Annotated in this window: 15 protein-coding genes; 1 reads left to right on the forward strand and 14 read right to left on the reverse strand. The window is 64.0% G+C overall.

The features are described 5' to 3' along the window. Positions 1 to 45 precede the first annotated feature (45 nt). The 10 genes from ABD884_RS13950 to hisI all read right to left on the reverse strand — a co-directional run bounded on the left by ABD884_RS13950 (position 46) and on the right by hisI (position 13750). A complete protein-coding gene (locus ABD884_RS13950; RefSeq protein WP_345046711.1) occupies positions 46 to 1503 on the reverse strand; it encodes a glutamate synthase subunit beta in 1458 nt (485 codons plus the stop codon). Further along, entirely contained in the window at positions 1496 to 6109 is a 4614-nt protein-coding gene (gene gltB, locus ABD884_RS13955) for a glutamate synthase large subunit (RefSeq protein WP_345046714.1), read from the reverse strand. Before gltB ends, ABD884_RS13950 begins: the two co-directional genes overlap by 8 nt. Positions 6110 to 6371: 262 nt before the next feature. Continuing rightward, on the reverse strand, positions 6372 to 7574 hold the full coding sequence (lgt, locus tag ABD884_RS13960) for a prolipoprotein diacylglyceryl transferase (RefSeq protein ID WP_345046724.1): 1203 nt from the start codon (positions 7572 to 7574) through the stop codon (positions 6372 to 6374). Between the two features lie 21 nt (positions 7575 to 7595). Further along, positions 7596 to 8408: a tryptophan synthase subunit alpha gene (gene trpA, locus ABD884_RS13965; RefSeq protein WP_345046728.1), complete on the reverse strand. Its 813-nt coding sequence runs from the start codon at positions 8406 to 8408 to the stop codon at positions 7596 to 7598. Beyond that, the gene (gene trpB / locus ABD884_RS13970) at positions 8408 to 9790 is read right to left on the reverse strand and encodes a tryptophan synthase subunit beta (RefSeq protein WP_028266828.1); all 1383 of its coding nucleotides are present in this window, start codon (positions 9788 to 9790) and stop codon (positions 8408 to 8410) included. Before trpB ends, trpA begins: the two co-directional genes overlap by 1 nt. Before the next feature lie 111 nt (positions 9791 to 9901). After that, positions 9902 to 10720, reverse strand: coding sequence for an indole-3-glycerol phosphate synthase TrpC (gene trpC / locus ABD884_RS13975; protein WP_345046733.1), 819 nt, complete (start codon positions 10718 to 10720; stop codon positions 9902 to 9904). Between the two features lie 2 nt (positions 10721 to 10722). After that, positions 10723 to 10995 (reverse strand): HGxxPAAW family protein, encoded by a 273-nt coding sequence (locus ABD884_RS13980; RefSeq protein WP_028266826.1) that lies wholly within the window; start codon positions 10993 to 10995, stop codon positions 10723 to 10725. Between the two features lie 88 nt (positions 10996 to 11083). After that, the gene (locus tag ABD884_RS13985; RefSeq protein ID WP_345046738.1) at positions 11084 to 11689 is read right to left on the reverse strand and encodes a Trp biosynthesis-associated membrane protein; all 606 of its coding nucleotides are present in this window, start codon (positions 11687 to 11689) and stop codon (positions 11084 to 11086) included. Continuing rightward, positions 11686 to 13266 carry an anthranilate synthase component I gene (locus ABD884_RS13990; RefSeq protein ID WP_345046742.1) on the reverse strand — a complete coding sequence of 527 codons (1581 nt, stop codon included), beginning with the start codon at positions 13264 to 13266 and terminating at the stop codon, positions 11686 to 11688. Before ABD884_RS13990 ends, ABD884_RS13985 begins: the two co-directional genes overlap by 4 nt. A 55-nt stretch (positions 13267 to 13321) precedes the next feature. Next, complete coding sequence (gene hisI, locus ABD884_RS13995) at positions 13322 to 13750, reverse strand: phosphoribosyl-AMP cyclohydrolase (RefSeq protein WP_345046743.1); 429 nt, start codon at positions 13748 to 13750, stop codon at positions 13322 to 13324. A gap of 89 nt (positions 13751 to 13839) precedes the next feature. Here hisI and ABD884_RS14000 point away from each other — a divergent pair, with 89 nt between their 5' ends. After that, on the forward strand, positions 13840 to 14484 hold the full coding sequence (locus ABD884_RS14000; RefSeq protein ID WP_028266822.1) for a TIGR03085 family metal-binding protein: 645 nt from the start codon (positions 13840 to 13842) through the stop codon (positions 14482 to 14484). Positions 14485 to 14571: 87 nt separating this feature from the next. On the opposite strand, the gene hisF is transcribed toward ABD884_RS14000, so the two are convergent. The 4 genes from hisF to ribH all read right to left on the reverse strand — a co-directional run bounded on the left by hisF (position 14572) and on the right by ribH (position 17213). Next, entirely contained in the window at positions 14572 to 15348 is a 777-nt protein-coding gene (gene hisF, locus ABD884_RS14005) for an imidazole glycerol phosphate synthase subunit HisF (protein WP_345046746.1), read from the reverse strand. A 25-nt stretch (positions 15349 to 15373) separates the two neighbouring features. Beyond that, the gene (gene hisG, locus ABD884_RS14010; RefSeq protein ID WP_345046747.1) at positions 15374 to 16234 is read right to left on the reverse strand and encodes an ATP phosphoribosyltransferase; all 861 of its coding nucleotides are present in this window, start codon (positions 16232 to 16234) and stop codon (positions 15374 to 15376) included. 115 nt (positions 16235 to 16349) lie between these two features. After that, entirely contained in the window at positions 16350 to 16613 is a 264-nt protein-coding gene (locus tag ABD884_RS14015; RefSeq protein ID WP_018778638.1) for a phosphoribosyl-ATP diphosphatase, read from the reverse strand. 117 nt (positions 16614 to 16730) lie between these two features. After that, positions 16731 to 17213 (reverse strand): 6,7-dimethyl-8-ribityllumazine synthase, encoded by a 483-nt coding sequence (ribH, locus tag ABD884_RS14020; protein ID WP_345046749.1) that lies wholly within the window; start codon positions 17211 to 17213, stop codon positions 16731 to 16733. Positions 17214 to 17222 lie beyond the last annotated feature (9 nt).

Raw genomic sequence — 17222 nt, forward strand, 5'->3', positions numbered from 1 at the left:
GTAGTGTGCTGCAGTTGGAGTTGGGAAAGCGTCGTACGCCGGTCCTTACAAGACCGCCATAGCCCGGTCGGTGGGAGCCACCGGCGCGGGAAGAATGGTGCTGCCCATGAGGTATTTGTCGACGGCGGCAGCACAGGCGCGGCCTTCGGCGATGGCCCAGACAATCAAGGACTGCCCGCGGCCGGCATCGCCTGCCACGAAAACGCCCTCGGTGTTGGTCATGTAGTACCCGTCCCGCGCCACGTTGCCGCGACCGTCGAATTCTGCACTGACCTGTTCTGTGATACCGGCGGGTTCTGCGCCCGTAAAGCCGAGTGACAGGAAGACCAAGTCGGCCGGAATGATGTGTTCCGTGCCGGCCTTAGGCAGTCGCTTGCCGTCCACGAACTCGGTCTCGGCAACCTTGACGCCGGTGAGCTTGCCGTTTTCCCCGACAAATTCAACGGTGGAGGCGAGGTAGGTACGTTCGCCGCCCTCTTCGTGCGCACTGGCAACCTCAAACAGCGTGGGGAACGTCGGCCACGGCTGGTGCGAGGCACGCTCCAGCGGCGGCTGCTTGCCGATCGCGAGCGTAGTGACGGAGGCGGCTCCGTGTCGGTGTGCCGTGCCGAGGCAGTCCGCGCCGGTGTCGCCACCGCCGAGGATCACTACATGCTTACCCTTCGCATTAATCTGGTCTTCCACAATCTCACCGGCAACCACGCGGTTGGCAGGCACCAGGTAATCCATGGCGTAGTGGATACCTTCGAGTCCGCGGCCGGGGATGGGAAGGTCGCGCGGGACCGTAGCACCAGTGGCGATCACCACGGAGTCGTAACGGCGGCGCAGCTGCTCCCAGGTCACGTCGCTTCCGACCGCGACACCGGTACGGAAACGGGTACCCTCGGCCTTCATCTGCTCGACGCGGCGGTCGACCTGTTCCTTCTCCATCTTGAAGTCGGGGATACCGTAACGCAGCAGTCCACCGATCTTGTCATCGCGCTCGTAGACGGCCACCGTATGTCCCACGCGGGTCAATTGCTGCGCAACCGCAAGCCCTGCCGGGCCGGAGCCGACGACGGCGACCGTCTTACCGGAGAGGCGCGCTGGCGGAAGCGGCTGCACCCAGCCGTTTTCGAAGGCATCGTCGACGATGGAAACTTCCACCTGCTTGATGGTCACGGCGGGCTGGTTGATGCCCAAGACGCAGGACGCTTCACAGGGCGCAGGACACAACCGTCCGGTGAACTCCGGGAAGTTGTTGGTCGCGTGCAGGCGCTCAATCGCTTCCTCGCCTTTTCCGCGCCACATGAGGTCGTTCCACTCGGGAATGAGGTTGCCCAAGGGGCAGCCTTGGTGGCAGAACGGAACGCCACAATCCATGCAGCGGCCGGCCTGGCTCTTGAGCACGTCCTTGTCCTGGGCTTCGTAGACTTCCTTCCAGTCCATGATGCGGACGGGAACAGGACGGCGTGGCTGCGTCTCGCGCTGCCGGACTTTCAGAAATCCGCGTGGATCAGCCACCGGTTACCTCCAGGATTCGAGACCATACTTCTTCACCGTCGGGGTCAAGGCCCTCTTCGATGGCGTCGAGACGGGTTTGCAGGACCGCCGCGTAGTCACGTGGCAGTACTTTGGTGATGCGGGCGGCGGTGTCGTCGAAGTTTCCGAGCAGGCGGCCCGCGAGGACGGATTCGGTTTCTTCCAGGTGCTTGACCAGGAGGCCGTGGACAATGTCCCGGTCCTCCGCGTCGAGCTCGAGCAACTGGAGTTCCCCGGAATCCAGGGCTTCCTTGTTGACCCGGGCGGGCTGGAGGTCCAGCACATAGGCCGTGCCACCGGACATGCCGGCACCGAAGTTGCGGCCGGTGCGGCCGATGATCAGTGTCTGGCCGCCGGTCATGTATTCGCAGCCGTGGTCACCGATGCCTTCGACGACGGCGGTGGCACCGGAGTTGCGTACCAGGAAGCGTTCGCCCACCTGGCCGCGCAGGAACATTTCACCACTCGTGGCGCCGTAGCCGATCACGTTGCCGGCGATGACGTTCCGTTCGGCCTGGAAAACGTTGGTGCGGTCCGGGCGGACGATGATGCGCCCACCCGAAAGGCCCTTGCCGACGTAGTCGTTGGAGTCACCGTACATGCGCAGTGTGATGCCCGCCGGGAGGAAAGCACCCAGCGACTGCCCGGCCGTGCCCTTCAACGTGATGTCGATCGTGTCAGTGGCGAGCACATCAATGCCAAAGGTCTTGGTCACGACGTGGCCGAGCATAGTGCCGACGGAACGGTCCGTATTGATGACGTCGACGGCGATCTTCACCGGTGTGCGGTCACTCAGTGCTTCGGCGGCCATGCCAATGAGGCGCTGGTCGAAGTGCTTGTCCAGCTCGTGGTTCTGGCCTGTGAGGTTTCGCAGGGGAACGTCGTCGTCGAATTCGAGGCCGTGCAGGATCGGGTCGAGGTCCAGGCCCTCGGCCTTCCAGTGGTCGATCGCTTCGCGGGTATCGAGGACCTCGGCGTGGCCGATGGCCTCCACGAGACTGCGGAAACCGAGCTCGGCCAGCAATTCACGGACTTCCTCGGCAAGGAATTCGAAGAAGTTGACCACGAATTCGGGCTTGCCGTTGAAGCGCGCACGAAGCTCCGGGTTCTGGGTAGCGACGCCGACCGGGCAGGTGTCGAGGTGACAGACGCGCATCATGATGCAGCCGGAGACCACGAGCGGGGCGGTCGCGAAGCCGAACTCTTCAGCACCCAGCAGGGCAGCGATGACCACGTCGCGGCCGGTCTTGAGCTGGCCATCCACCTGCACCACTACGCGGTCGCGGAGCCCGTTGAGCATGAGGGTCTGCTGGGTTTCGGCGAGACCGAGCTCCCACGGAACACCCGCATGCTTGAGCGAGTTCAGCGGCGAGGCGCCGGTTCCGCCGTCGTGCCCGGAGACGAGCACGACGTCGGCTTTCGCCTTGGTGACGCCGGACGCCACCGTGCCGATCCCGACTTCGGAAACAAGCTTCACGTGCACGCGTGCCGAAGGGTTGGCCCGCTTGGCATCGTAGATGAGCTGCGCGAGGTCCTCGATCGAGTAGATGTCGTGATGCGGGGGCGGGGAAATGAGCCCGACGCCGGGGGTTGAGTGACGGGTCCGGGCTACCCAGGGGTAGACCTTCTGCGCCATCAGCTGGCCACCTTCACCGGGCTTTGCGCCCTGTGCCATCTTGATCTGGATGTCCTCGGCGTTGGTCAGGTACAGGCTGGTCACGCCGAAACGGCCGGAGGCAATCTGCTTGATGGCCGAGCGCCGCTCGGGGTCCAGCAGGCGGTCCACGTCTTCGCCGCCTTCGCCGGTGTTGGACTTGGCGCCCAGCCGGTTCATGGCAATCGCTAGGGTTTCGTGGGCTTCCTTGGAGATGGAGCCGTAGCTCATCGCTCCGGTGGAGAAGCGCTTCACGATGCTGGAGACCGGCTCGACTTCTTCGAGCGGCACAGGAGCGCGCAGGGTGTCCTTGAACTTCAAGAGCCCGCGGAGGGTCATGAGGTTCTCGGACTGATCGTCAATGCCCTTGGTGTACGACTTGAAGATGTCGTAGCGGCGTTCGCGGGTGGCGTGCTGCAGGCGGAAGATCGTCTCCGGGTTGAACAGGTGCGGTTCGCCGTCGCGCCGCCACTGGTATTCGCCACCGCCGAGCAGCGGCCGGTGCGGCTGCTCGATGCCGCCTTCCGGGTAGGCCATCTCGTGGCGTGCTGAAACTTCCGCGGCGATGACGTCCAGGCCGACACCCCCGAGCTGGGAGTGCGTGCCGGAGAAGAATTCGTCCACGAGGTCCTGGGACAGTCCCAAGGCTTCGAATGTTTGCGCTCCGGTGTACGAGGCCACCGTCGAAATGCCCATCTTGGACATGATCTTCAGCACGCCCTTGCCGAGGCCTTTGATGAGGTTGTAGACGCCGTCTTCCGGAGTCACACCAACCACCTCGCCGGTGCTGATCAGCTGCTCCACGGATTCCATGGCCAAGTATGGGTTCACGGCAGAAGCACCGAAGCCCACCAACACAGCCACATGGTGCGTTTCACGAACGTCGCCCGCCTCGACCACCAAGGCGGTCTTCGTGCGGTTGGCGCTGCGGAGCAAGTGATGGTGCACAGCGCTGACCAGCAGAAGCGACGGGATAGGCGCCCACTGCGCGTTGGAGTCGCGGTCGGACAGGACAATGTACTGCACGCCGCGGTTGATCGCGCCGGAGACCTGTTCGCAGATTTCGGTCAAGCGACCGCGGAGGGCCGCTTCGCCGCCCTCCGGACGGTACAGTCCCCGGACCTTCATGGCGACCTTGTCACCGCTCGCATTCTCGATGTTCGCGATCTTGGCGAGCTGGTCGTTGTTGATTACCGGGAACGGCAGGGAAACCTGCGGCTGGCGCACCTGCCCGACGTCGAGAAGGTTGCCGTTGGGACCGATGGCGCACTTCAGCGAGGTGACCAGCTCTTCGCGGATGGCGTCAAGGGGCGGGTTGGTGACCTGGGCAAAGGACTGCACGAAGTAGTCGAACAGCAAGCGCGGACGCTTGGACAGCACGGCGACAGGCGTGTCGGAGCCCATGGCACCCAGCGGTTCGGCGCCAGTGCGGGCCATGGGTCCGAGGAGGATTTTCAGCTCTTCGGTGGTGTACCCAAAAGTCCGCTGGCGGATGTTGACGGACGCTGCAGTGTGCAGCACGTGCTCGCGCTCGGGAAGATCGTTGAGGTCGATCAGGTTGTCCTTGACCCATTCGGCCCAAGGGTTGGCGGCGGCAACCTCGGCTTTGACCTCAGCGTCGTCGATGATTCGGCCGGCCTCGGTGTCAACCAGGAACATCTTGCCGGGCGAGACGCGGCCCTTCTTGACCACCTTGGCGGGCTCGACGTTGATCACGCCGACCTCGGAGGCAAAAACGATCAGTCCATCTTCGGTGATCCAGTAGCGGCCAGGGCGCAGGCCGTTGCGGTCCAGGGTGGCACCAACCAGGTTGCCGTCGGTGAAGGACACTGCTGCGGGCCCATCCCACGGCTCCATGAGCATGGAGTGGTACTCGTAGAAGGCTCGGCGTGCCGGATCCATCGTGGCATGGTTTTCCCACGCCTCGGGGATCATCATCATGATCGAGTGCGTGATGGGACGGCCGGAGAGCCAGAGCAGCTCGGCAACCTCGTCGAAGGACGCAGAGTCCGATGCCCCCGGGGTGCAAATGGGGTACAGCTCCTCGGGGGAATCACCCAGAAGGGGATTCGCGAGCTGGGACTGGCGGGCCCGCATCCAGTTCCGGTTGCCCTTGACCGTGTTGATTTCGCCGTTGTGGGCGATGGTACGGAACGGCTGGGCCAGCGGCCACGACGGGAAAGTGTTCGTGGAGAAGCGGGAGTGCACGATGGCCAGCTTGGTCTTGAAGCGCTTGTCCGAGAGGTCCGGGTAAAACGGTTCGAGCTGGGCGGTGGTCAGCATGCCCTTGTACACGATGGTGCGCGAAGACAGCGAGGGGAAGTAGACGCCGAACTTGTTCTGGGCACGCTTGCGGATACGCCAGGCCCGGGAGTCCAGTTCATTCCGGTCCAGCACTTCGCCCGTGGCCGAGGCGAAGAAGGGTTGCGCGAAGTAGGGCATGCAAGCGCGGGCCATGGCACCGACAAGGTCACCGACTACTGGAACTTCACGCCAGCCAAGAACCGTCAGGCCCTCATCGACGGCAAGTGCTTCAATCCCGTGCTTTGCCGTCTCGGCTTCGCGGGTTTCGGCCGGCAGGAAGGCTGTACCAACCACATACTGGCCGGGTGCGGGCAGCTCAAACTCGGTGACGGCCCGGAAGAACTCGTCCGGAACCTGCATCAGGAGGCCGGCCCCGTCGCCGGTCCCTTCGTCGGCGCCCACGGCCCCGCGGTGTTCGAGGTTGCGCAGGGCAGTCAGGGCCGCTTCCACGATGTCATAGCCGGGTTCACCACGCAGGGTGGCGATAATGGCCAAGCCGCAAGCGTCCTTCTCCAGCTCCGGGTTGTAGAGACCCTGGGCTTCCGGGAGCGCAGCGAAACGCTTGAAGGGCGACAAGGCACCCTGCGGTTCGACTGCTTCGGACCAACTTGGGTTATGAAGATGGGTCATTGAAGACGTCCTTCCTCGAGATCGTGCGAATGGAAGGGACAACGCTGGCCCCACCTTGCCTGCCGTGTGACGGGCATAACAAAGCGCTAGTTACTTGAAATTGTAGGCCACCGAACAAGACGCAACGAACAGTTACGAATGTCCCTGGCCCAAGCTTGACCGCGGGAGCAACTGTGTGCTGCCGGGTTATCGCAAGGCTGCCACGACGCTGTGGCCGGGGGCCTCTGGGCGGTAGCCCGGTGCCCCTGTGCCGTAGCACTGGCTACTTGGTGCTGCCAGCTTCCGGCCCGGATCCGGGGACGCTGCTGGCAGTGGTTCCGGTGGACTCGGAGCCTGCACCCGGCGTGACGCCGACGTGTGACTCCTCGGCCGATCCCGATGGCTCAACAGTATGGCCCAGATCGCTTTGGTTATTCCGGAGATTATCATGAGCTCCGGTCTCTGAGACAGATACGTCCGTATCATGACCCGTCGGCTCGGTCACAATTGTGCTGTTTGTCTCATCATCCACGGGCCTGGAGTCGCCAGTAACGGAGTCATCGGCTTCGTTGGCCAGCACCGCAGGCTCCTTGCCGGGAAGGTATGCCGTATCCGGTACCGGCCTGCCGCGGAGGCTCAAGGCAATGAAGATAAGGAGCGCCGCGACGAAGACGAAAATACTGGTCCACACGTTCAGCCGTGTGGTGACACCGAAGAGGCTGATCTGTTCGGCATCGTCAATCCGCAACGCTTCGATCCAGACGCGACCAAGGGTGTAGTAGATGGCGTAGAGCCAGAAAAGCCTGCCCCGTCTGAAGTGGAAGCGGCGGTCCAGGACGAGCAGGATCGCGACGCCGAGGAGGTTCCAGAGTGATTCATAAAGGAACGTCGGGTGGAACAGTGTGTCGCTAGGCATTCCGGCCGGGAAATTCGGGCTGTTGGGATCGATCTGCAGGCCCCAGGGCAAGGTGGTGGGTCCGCCGAAAAGCTCCTGGTTGAACCAGTTCCCCCAACGACCTATCGCTTGGGCCAGCAGGAGGCCGGGGGCCGCGGCGTCGAGGAAAGCGGTGAGCTTGACCCCGGAGCGCCGGCAGCCCAGCCAGGCACCGACGACGCCGAGAACAACGGCACCCCAGATGCCCAAGCCGCCCCGCCAGATTTGCGGAATCAGGGAAAGGTCTCCGGTGCCGTTGAAGCCCGGGCCGAAGTACGCATCCGGAGAGGAGATCACATGGTAGAGCCGGCCGCCCACGATGCCGAAGGGGATCGCCCAGATGGCGATGTCCCACAGGCTGCCTTCGGGGGTGCCGCGCCGCTTCCAGCGCACGGCCGTGACCCACAGGCCCAGGATGATCCCCAGCAGAATGCACAAAGCGTAAGCATGGATGCGGAGGGTCCCCCACGGCAGCGGTATATCAAATCCGGACCATGAGGGGCTCGGAATGCTCATGGGAGCCATTGCCGCGACGTGGAGGAGACTCTGCATTGTCTACGCTTTTCCCTTTTTCTAGGCCTGCGCTGTTGCCCGGCCGAGGCCGGCGCTGAGGTTCTTGGTGAGTTGCGCGACGGCTTCAACGCCGCCGTCGCGGATCGCCGCAACCAGCGCAGTACCGACGATCACACCGTCTGCGTATGCCGCAATCTCCCGGACCTGGTCCGCGTTGGAGACTCCCAGCCCGACGCAGACGCGTTCGGCACCGGCCGCATGCGCATCGGCCACCACCTTTTCCGCGGTGCTGCTGACGGACTGCCGTGTTCCGGTGACGCCCATGATGGAGACTGCGTAAACAAAGCCACGGCTTGCTTCCACGGTCATGGCCACGCGTTCCGGTGTGGACGAGGGCGCCACGAGGAAGACCCGATCGAGTCCGTATTTGTCGGAGGCGGCAAACCATTCGGCGGCCTCGTCCGGAATGAGGTCCGGAGTAATGAGTCCGGCGCCCCCGGCTTCGGCCAGCCTGCGGGAGAATTCGTCGACGCCCATGCGCATCACCGGGTTCCAGTAGGTCATGACCAGCACGGCGACGTCGGTGGCGGCGGTGATGCCGGCCACGACGTCGAAGACACTGGCCACGTGGAAACCGTTGGCGATGGCTTCTGTGGTGGCAGCCTGGATGACCGAGCCGTCCATGACGGGGTCCGAATACGGGATACCGATCTCTATGAGGTCTGCGCCGTTGCGGGCCATGGCGATTCCCGCGTCGATGCTTGACTGCACGTCAGGGTAGCCTGCGGGCAGGTATCCGATCAACGCGGCCCGGCCCTGTGCCCTGGCGCGGTCGATGGCGGCTGCGGACTTGCTCGTGATCTGCTCAGTCATCAGTTCTGGTCCTTGTTTGCTTCTTCAGTGCTGATCTCGAGATTGCTCCGTCCAGCCGGGCCCTTGGGCTTGCGTGTGGAGAGCGTGGTGCCCTTGACGTTGCCGTCTTCATCCAGCATGTCGAACCACTCCGCTGCCGTTTCCACGTCCTTGTCACCGCGCCCGGACAGGTTCACGATGATGATCGTGTCGGACGGGTTTTCCTTGCCTTCGGTGAGCTTCTTGCCCACCTTGATGGCACCTGCCAGGGCGTGCGCGGACTCGATGGCCGGAATAATGCCTTCTGTCCGGCACAGCAAGCGGAAGGCGTCCATGGCCTCGGTGTCCGTGATGGGCTCGTAGGTGACGCGGCCGATGTCCGCGAGGTAGGAGTGCTCGGGACCGACGCTCGGGTAGTCCAAACCGGCGGAAATCGAGTGCGATTCGATGGTCTGGCCGTCTTCGTCCTGCATGAGGTAGGACCGGGCACCGTGCAGCACGCCGGGGCGTCCAAGGGTAATAGCGGCCGCGTGACGGCCGGTTTCGACGCCGTCGCCACCGGCTTCAAAGCCGTAGATTTTCACGGACGCGTCGTCCAGGAAGCTGTGGAAGATGCCGATGGCATTGGAACCGCCGCCGACGCAGGCACAGACGGCGTCGGGCAGCCTGCCGGTCTGCTCCAGGATCTGGGCGCGTGCTTCCTCTCCGATGACCTCGTGGAAGAAGCGGACCATGGCCGGGAACGGGTGCGCGCCAGCTGCGGTGCCGAGCAGGTAGTGGGTGGTGTCCACGTTGGAAACCCAGTCGCGAAGGGCGTCGTTAATGGCGTCTTTGAGGGTCTGTGAGCCATTGGTCACGGGAACCACCGTGGCGCCCAGGAGCTGCATGCGGGCCACGTTGAGTGCCTGGCGGCGGCAATCCTCAGCGCCCATGTAGACAACGCATTCCAGCCCGAGCAAGGCCGCAGCGGTAGCACTGGCGACACCATGCTGGCCGGCGCCAGTCTCCGCAATGACCCGGGTCTTGCCCATCCGCTTCGCGAGCAACGCTTGGCCGAGGACGTTGTTGATCTTGTGGGATCCGGTGTGGTTCAGGTCTTCGCGCTTGAGGAAGATGCGCGCCCCGCCGGCGTGTTCGGAGAAACGCTTGGCCTCCGTGAGCAGTGACGGCCGGCCCGAGTAGTTCTTGTTGAGGTCCTTCAACTGGGCCAGGAACTCGGGATCGGCTTTGGCTTTCTCGAACGTGTCCTGTACTTCATCCAGGGCGGCGATGAGGGACTCGGGCATCCAGCGCCCGCCATAAGAGCCGAAGTACGGCCCCGTGGCGTTGCGCAGCGATGCTCCGCCTTGCAGGAATGCGTCGGCCGCATTCTGTTCCGAGTTGGCTGTTGATGCGTCCACCATCAGTCTCACCGTCCTGTTCAGTTGGTAGTTGAGTTTTTCCAGGAGCCGCAGGACAGCAACCAGCCGCGTTGTCCGCTACTGTCCGGGTCCACGCCGCAAATCAGGCCTGTCTTAGGTCCTGACAGCGATGGCGGCAGCTCCGGCCGCCTTGAATTCATTGATTCGCTCCCGCGGGGTGGAGTCGCTCACAAGAGCCTCGCCCACCAGAATCGCGTGGGCACCGTTCCCTGCGTAGTGCGCGACGTCGGCAGCGTTCCGTACACCGGATTCCGCCACCACAACTGCTCCCGGGGGAATGCTTCCGGCGAGGGAGGCAAACAGCGAGCGGTCGACGTCGAGCGTCTTGAGGTTGCGCACGTTCACGCCGATGATCCGCGCCCCGGCAGCAGCCGCACGCTCGATTTCCTCCGGTGTGTGGGTTTCCACCAGGACGTTCATGCCAAGCTCGTGGCTCAACGCACTGAATTCCCGCAGCTCTGCGTCGGAAAGCGCGGCGACGATCAGCAGGATGAGGTCCGCACCGTGGGCACGGGCTTCCCAGATCTGATACTCGTCGACCGTGAAATCCTTGCGAAGCAACGGGATGTTTACGGCGGCACGGACGGCGTCCAAGTCCGCCAGGGAACCGTTGAAGCGCCGCTGTTCGGTGAGGACGCTGATAACGGAGGCACCGCCGTCGGCGTATTGCCGTGCAAGTGCCGCCGGGTCGAGGATGCTCGCGAGGTCACCCTTGGAGGGGCTGCGGCGCTTGATTTCCGCGATGACCTTCAGTTCGTCACGACTGTCCGCCGGACCACCCAGGGCAGCCCACGCGTCGAGCGCAGGCGCAGCGACAGCGGCGCGCTCCTTCAGCTCCTCAAGACCGACGAGGCGACGGCGGGCCTCCATGTCCTCCCTGACACCGACGATGATGTCATCAAGAACCGTCACAGTCAGTGGCCGGCGTTCTTCAGTTTGCTGCCATCGACGCCGTAGCCCGCCTTGCGCATGGCCCAGCCCGCAATCAAGCCGACCACCATCACGACGATGCCGGCAATGAAGATGGGGGTGCTGGCAATTACAAAGGCGACGGAGGACACGAGTGCCCCGACCAGCATGACAATCACGCATGTCCACGCGGCCGGGCTGTTGCCGTGGCCGATGGCGTCGCTGTGGCTCGCAGCGGTCACAGGGGCCTTGCTAGCGGACACTGTGGTTTTGCTCATGTGAAAATCTCCTCAGGATGAATACTGCTTACATTCTGCCATTTATTGGCGGCGCCCGGGACATCGTCCGAGCTCCGGACAGCCGGCCCTACGTGGGGTCTTCTCCGCGTGAGAGGCTGTCCCAGCTGTCGATCTCATCAACGGGTCCGGAACCCGCACTGACCGCACTGCTGGCGACGTCGTACTTGGTGCGCGTCTTCCAGCGACGGCCTGCCAGTGGCAGCAAAGCGCCACACAATGCCAGCAGGCCGGCAGCCACGACGGCGAGGACGGGAAATACGGTGGACGACGCAGCCGCCCGTCCGCCGGAAATGCCGGTGGTAGCCGCAATGGTTCCTTGCGCCGCGCCGAGGGGGTCGGCGAGGACCGTCACAGCGGCGATAATGATGCCTGCCGAGGCAGACACAAGAATCGTCGCAATAGTCCAGCGCGAAATCCTGCCGGCGATAGACGACGCGAGCCCTCCGGCGAGGGCGACGAGGGCGAGTGCGGTCACCGCAGTCGCCGCTTTGCTTCCCTGAACGTGAAGATCGGCATTCGCCGCCGCAGCGGGATCGAGCCGGACGTTGATCCAGCTCTGGGTCGTCGTACCGAAAACGGCCAGCGCGAGGATTGCCATGGCGAGAACGACGTTGGCCTTGCGCGCCCACACGGGAGTCTTTGTGGTGGCCGTCTGCGGCCTGGCGGCGCTCACGGCGTGGGCGTCCCGTCGTCGACGGTCCCTGCGGAAACGGCATCCGGGGAAATGTTGTGGAGCGATCCGGCGGTGTGCACGGCTCGCAGCGGGGCCGCGGCCTTGTTGACTGTCTCCAGCGCTTCGGACGGCTTGTGGGAATCGGCCACGATCCCTCCGCCGGCCTGGACGTAGGCCCGGCCCTCGCGCAGCAACGCCGAGCGGATAGCAATCGCCATGTCCATGTCTCCTGCGAAATCCAGGTAACCCACGACGCCCCCGTAGATGCCCCGGCGGTGCGGTTCAAGTTCGTCCAGTAGCCGGAGTGCGCGCGGCTTCGGAGCACCGGAAAGCGTGCCGGCGGGGAAAGTCGCCTTCAGCACGTCGTAAGCCTTGGCGCCGGGAGCCAATTCGCCAACCACGGTGGACACCAGATGCATGATGTGGCTGAAGCGTTCAACCTCCATGAACTGCGTGACGTCGACGGTTCCTGCGACGCAGACCTTGGAAAGGTCGTTGCGGGACAGATCCACGAGCATCAAGTGTTCGGCGCGTTCCTTCCGGTCCGCGAGCAGCTCGGCGGCCAGGGCCTTGTCGGCCTCAACAGTCTTGCCACGGGGCCTCGAACCGGCAATCGGGTGCGTGATGACCTCGCTGCCCGTCACTGTCACGAGTGCCTCCGGGGAAGAGCCGACGATCGTGTATTCGCGGCCGTCGGGATCCTCGAGGCTGAAGAGGTACATGTAAGGGCTCGGGTTGGTGTTGCGCAGCACGCGGTATACGTCCAGCGGGTCCGCGGCGCACTCCATTTCAAATCGGCGCGAGATGACCACCTGGAACACCTCACCGTCGACGATCGCTTCCTTGCCGCGATCGATGGCGTTCAGGTACTCCTGCTCGTCCCAGCGTTCCTGAACGCTTGAGGCAAAGTCGAGTGCTTCGGAATGCAGCACGGACACGGGCTGCCTCACGGGCGTGCTGATCTGGTCGAGCAGTCGCTTCACCCGGGCGACGGCGTCGTGCCAGGCTTCGTCGACGCGTTCGGAGCTGTTGTCGAAGTTGATCGCGTTGGCAATCAGGAGGACCGTGCCGTCCATGTTGTCGTGGACAGCCATGTCCGTGACGAGGTTCAGGGCCAGTTCGGGCAGGTGGAGGTCATCCTCCGGGGGGCTGGTCAGCTTCTCCCAGTGCCGAACGGTTTCCCAACCGAGGAAGCCGACAAGACCAGAGGTGAAAGGAGGAAGGTCCGGGAAGCGGTCGGTTTGCAGGGCCGCAATGGTGTCGCGGACGGCGTCGACGGGGCTGCCGTCGACCGGCACGCCGACGGGAGGCTCGCCGATCCAGTAGGCCTGCCCGTCTTTGCTCGTCAAAGTGGCCCGTGAACGGGAACCAATGAAGGAATAACGTGACCATGCTCCGCCGACGGCTGCCGACTCAAGGAGGAACGTGCCGGGCTGGCCTTGGGCCAGCTTCCGGTAAAGCCCGATGGGGGTCTCGGCGTCGGCCAGTACCCTGAGCCGGACCGGGATGACCCGGTTGTGCGCGGCGAGTTCGCGGAACTCCTCCAGGCCCGGGCTGATGATTCCAAGGTCCTGCATGGTTTGTGTTCTCCGCCTTTTCTTGTGATTCCTCAAGTGGATGGTGTGTGGTGGGCTAGTCCCGCTCGCCTGTCACGGCGGCGAGGCTCCGGTCATCGAAGCATGTGCGCGTACCGGTGTGGCATGCCGCCCCTACCTGGTCGACGCGGACCAGGAGGGCATCGCCGTCGCAGTCCAGGGCCACCGATTTCACGAACTGGACGTGCCCGGAGGTGTCTCCCTTGCGCCAGTATTCCTGGCGGGAGCGGGAGAAGAAGGTCACGCGTCCCGTGGTCAAGGTGCGGTGCAATGCCTCATCGTCCATCCAGCCGAGCATCAACACTTCGTCGGTGTCGAACTGCTGGATGATGGCCGCCACCAGGCCGGCCGAGTCGCGCTTGAGCGCGGCTGCCAGCTCTTGCGGGAGCGGACTTCCGGGTTCGACGGCGGGCTCCGCGGCAAAGGCTGCCGTGGACATGGCTGGGGGTGTTGACTGCTCGGACATCAGATCAAGTCTAGTGCCTCCTAGAGAGCCAAAATTCAGCGGCGCTTCCACTGCGCAACAGAGGGCGTCTCGTGCTAGTTTCACAAGTGATGCATTTCGTCGATCCCTCCCGCGAAGTACTGGCCGAAACACTCCTGGCGGCCGGACCTGACTCCCCCACGCTCTGCGAAGGGTGGCTGACAAGAGACCTCGCGGCGCACCTGTACTTGAGGGAGCGCAAAGCGGCCGTCGGCATCGGCCTGCTCCTCAAGAGCCTTGCCAAGGCCTCGGACAAAGCCACCGCCAAATTGGCCTCCAAGCTCAAGACCACGGAAGATTACGCCGAGTTGGTGAACACTTTCCGCGCTGGACCGCCGGCCTTGTCTCCCCTGAAGATCAAGGCCCTCGACGAATCCTCCAACCTCATTGAATATTTTGTGCACACGGAAGACATTCGCCGGGCCGGAGACCGTTGGGCCCCCCGCGCGCTGGACGAGGAATACTCGGACGCTTTGTGGGACGAATTGATTAAGCGCGCGGCCATTCTCTATCGCGGCGTGGACCTCGGCATCGTCTTGGTGCGCCCGACGGGTCCCCGCCACGTTGCCAAGCGCGCCCCCGTGTCCGTCGCGATCGTCGGCGAGCCCGGTGAATTGCTGATGCACGCCCACGGCCGCACGCATCACGCCCTCGTCACCTTCGAAGGCCAGCCGGACGCCGTCGCGCTGCTCCAGTCAGCCGAAGTCGGCCTCTAACCGTCCTTAAGCCCAACTAGCTCGCACTTGTTGTCGTTCTGAGCCCTCAAAACGACAACAACTGCGAGTTAGTTGGGCTGGAGCCAGCTAGCGGACCAGGAAGCCTGCTTCGCGGATCGCCGCCTTGACCCGGGCAATCATGTCATCCGGGCCAAAATGGAAGACGGAAGCCGCCAAGACCGCGTCGGCACCTGCTTCAACTGCCGGCGGGAAATGCGCCGGTTCTCCCGCGCCCCCGGAAGCGATGATCGGGATGCGGACCGCAGCGCGGACCAGGCGGATGAGTTCGAGGTCAAAGCCGTCCTTGGTGCCGTCGGCGTCGATGGAATTGAGGAGGATCTCCCCCACGCCGCGGTCAGCGGCTTCCTTGGCCCAGGCGATGGCGTCGATTCCGGTGCCCTGGCGTCCACCGTGGGTGGTCACCTCGAAACCGGAAGCCGTGGGCTCCGAACCTGGCCTTGTCCGCCGGGCGTCCACCGACAGAACCAGCACCTGCGATCCGAAGTGGCGCGTGATCTCGTCGATGACGTCCGGACGGGCCACGGCGGCCGTGTTGATGGAGGCCTTGTCAGCGCCGAACCGCAGAAGCTTGTCTACTTCGGCCACGCCGCGGACGCCACCACCGACGGTCAACGGAATGAAGACTTCCTCAGCGGTGCGCCGAACGACGTCGAACGTGGTTTCCCGATTGCCGGAGGACGCCGTGACATCAAGGAACGTCAGTTCGTCCGCCCCGGCGTTGTCATAGCGGTGCGCCAACTCAACGGGGTCACCGGCATCGCGAAGGCCTTCGAAGTTGACGCCCTTCACCACACGTCCGGCGTCGACATCTAGGCAGGGGATGACCCGAACTGCTACAGCCATTGCTACTCCCTGGAATTGTCTCTTGTCAGATGCGGCAGGCGTGGATGCTGCTGACCAGGATGGCGCGGGCGCCAAGGTCGTACAGCTCGTCCATGATCCGGTTGGTTTCCCTCTTCGGAACCATGGAACGGACAGCCACCCAATCGGAATCGCGCAGCGGGGACACGGTGGGCGATTCGAGGCCCGGTGTGAGGGTGGCAGCTTCTTCCACGAGGTCCTTGCGGATGTCGTAGTCCATGAGCACGTACTGACGTGCGACGAGCACGCCCTGCAGGCGACGGATGAGGACCTCGATCTCCTTCGCCGTGCCGTTTGCGGCGCCGCCTTCGCCTGTGCGGCGGATCAGGACGGCTTCGGACTTAAGGATCGGCTCGCCGAAGATCTCCATGCCGGCGGCCTTGAGCGTGTTGCCGGTTTCGACGACGTCGGCAATGGCGTCCGCGACGCCGAGACGCACAGAGGACTCCACTGCGCCATCGAGACGGACGACTTTGGCCTTGACGCCGCGCTCGGCGAGGTAAACGCGCAGGAGGCCGTCGTAGCTGGTGGCCAGGCGCTTGCCTTCAAGCTGGTCGACGCCGGAGAAGTCCCCGACGGGGCCGGCGAATCGGAACGTCGAGGCGGCGAAGCCAAGGGGAAGCAGCTCTTCCGCTTCGACTTGTGCGTCCAAGAGGAGATCGCGGCCGGTGATGCCGACGTCGAGCGTTCCCTGGCCGACATACACGGCGATGTCGCGCGGGCGGAGGAAGAAGAACTCAATGTCGTTGTCAGGATCGATCATGACCAGTTCGCGGGTATCGCGGCGCTGGCGGTATCCCGCCTCGGACAGCATCGCGGAGGCGGCTTCGGACAAGGATCCCTTGTTGGGGACGGCTACTCGCAGCATGAGGGGACTTTCTTGAGGTATGGAGGGTGAAGTTTCAGGCATTGTGCTTCAGCACGGGGGCCACGCTTGGGCTCCGGCAAGACCTCTTCGGGTCCCGCAGACGGAGCGGACGTGGCTAGAGATGCTTGTAAACGTCTTCCAGGCTCAGACCCTTGGCGAGCATCAGGACCTGCAGGTGGTAGAGCAACTGGGAGATTTCCTCGGCCGCGGCTTCATCGGACTCATACTCTGCAGCCATCCAGACCTCGGCTGCTTCCTCCACGACCTTCTTGCCGATGCCGTGGATTCCGGAGTCCAATTCGGCGACGGTACGGGAGCCTGCCGGACGGGTCGCTGCCTTTTCGCTCAGTTCTGCGAACAGCGTCTCGAAATTCTTCACGCCCTACAGCCTACTTGCTCCGAGCCGGAGACCGCCTGTCGAGGCATTGCATGACGAAAGGGATGTGAGCGAACGCACAATGCGCTTTGGTACGCCCACATCCCTTTCCTTGGTTTGCTAGAACTGCTTCAGGGTCAGTGCCGCGGCGAGCGCTGCGGTCACCGCTTCGTGGCCCTTGTCCTCGGACGAGCCTTCCAGCCCGGCGCGGTCCAGCCCCTGCTGTTCCGTGTCGCAGGTCAGCACACCAAAGCCCACCGGCACGCCGGTGCGGACACTGACGTCGGTCAGGCCCACGGTGGCAGCCTGGCACACGTATTCAAAGTGCGGTGTACCCCCGCGAATGACGACGCCGAGGGCCACGACCGCGTCAAAATGCGGTGCGAGCCGTGCCGCCGCGACGGGAAGCTCAAAGCAGCCAGGCACGCGCAGCACGGTGGGCTCGGCGATGCCGGCTTCCTTCGCAGCTCGCAGCGCCCCGTCGAGGAGCCCGTCCATGATCTGGGTGTGCCAGCTAGCAGCCACGATGGCGAGTTTCAACTGATGGGTTTCCTCCGATTTGAAGGTAGTGAGGTCAATGGTGGGGGCGCCGTGTCCGCTCATGAGTGTTTG

It is taken from the genome of Arthrobacter methylotrophus (assembly GCF_039539965.1).
Lineage (GTDB): Bacteria > Actinomycetota > Actinomycetes > Actinomycetales > Micrococcaceae > Arthrobacter > Arthrobacter methylotrophus.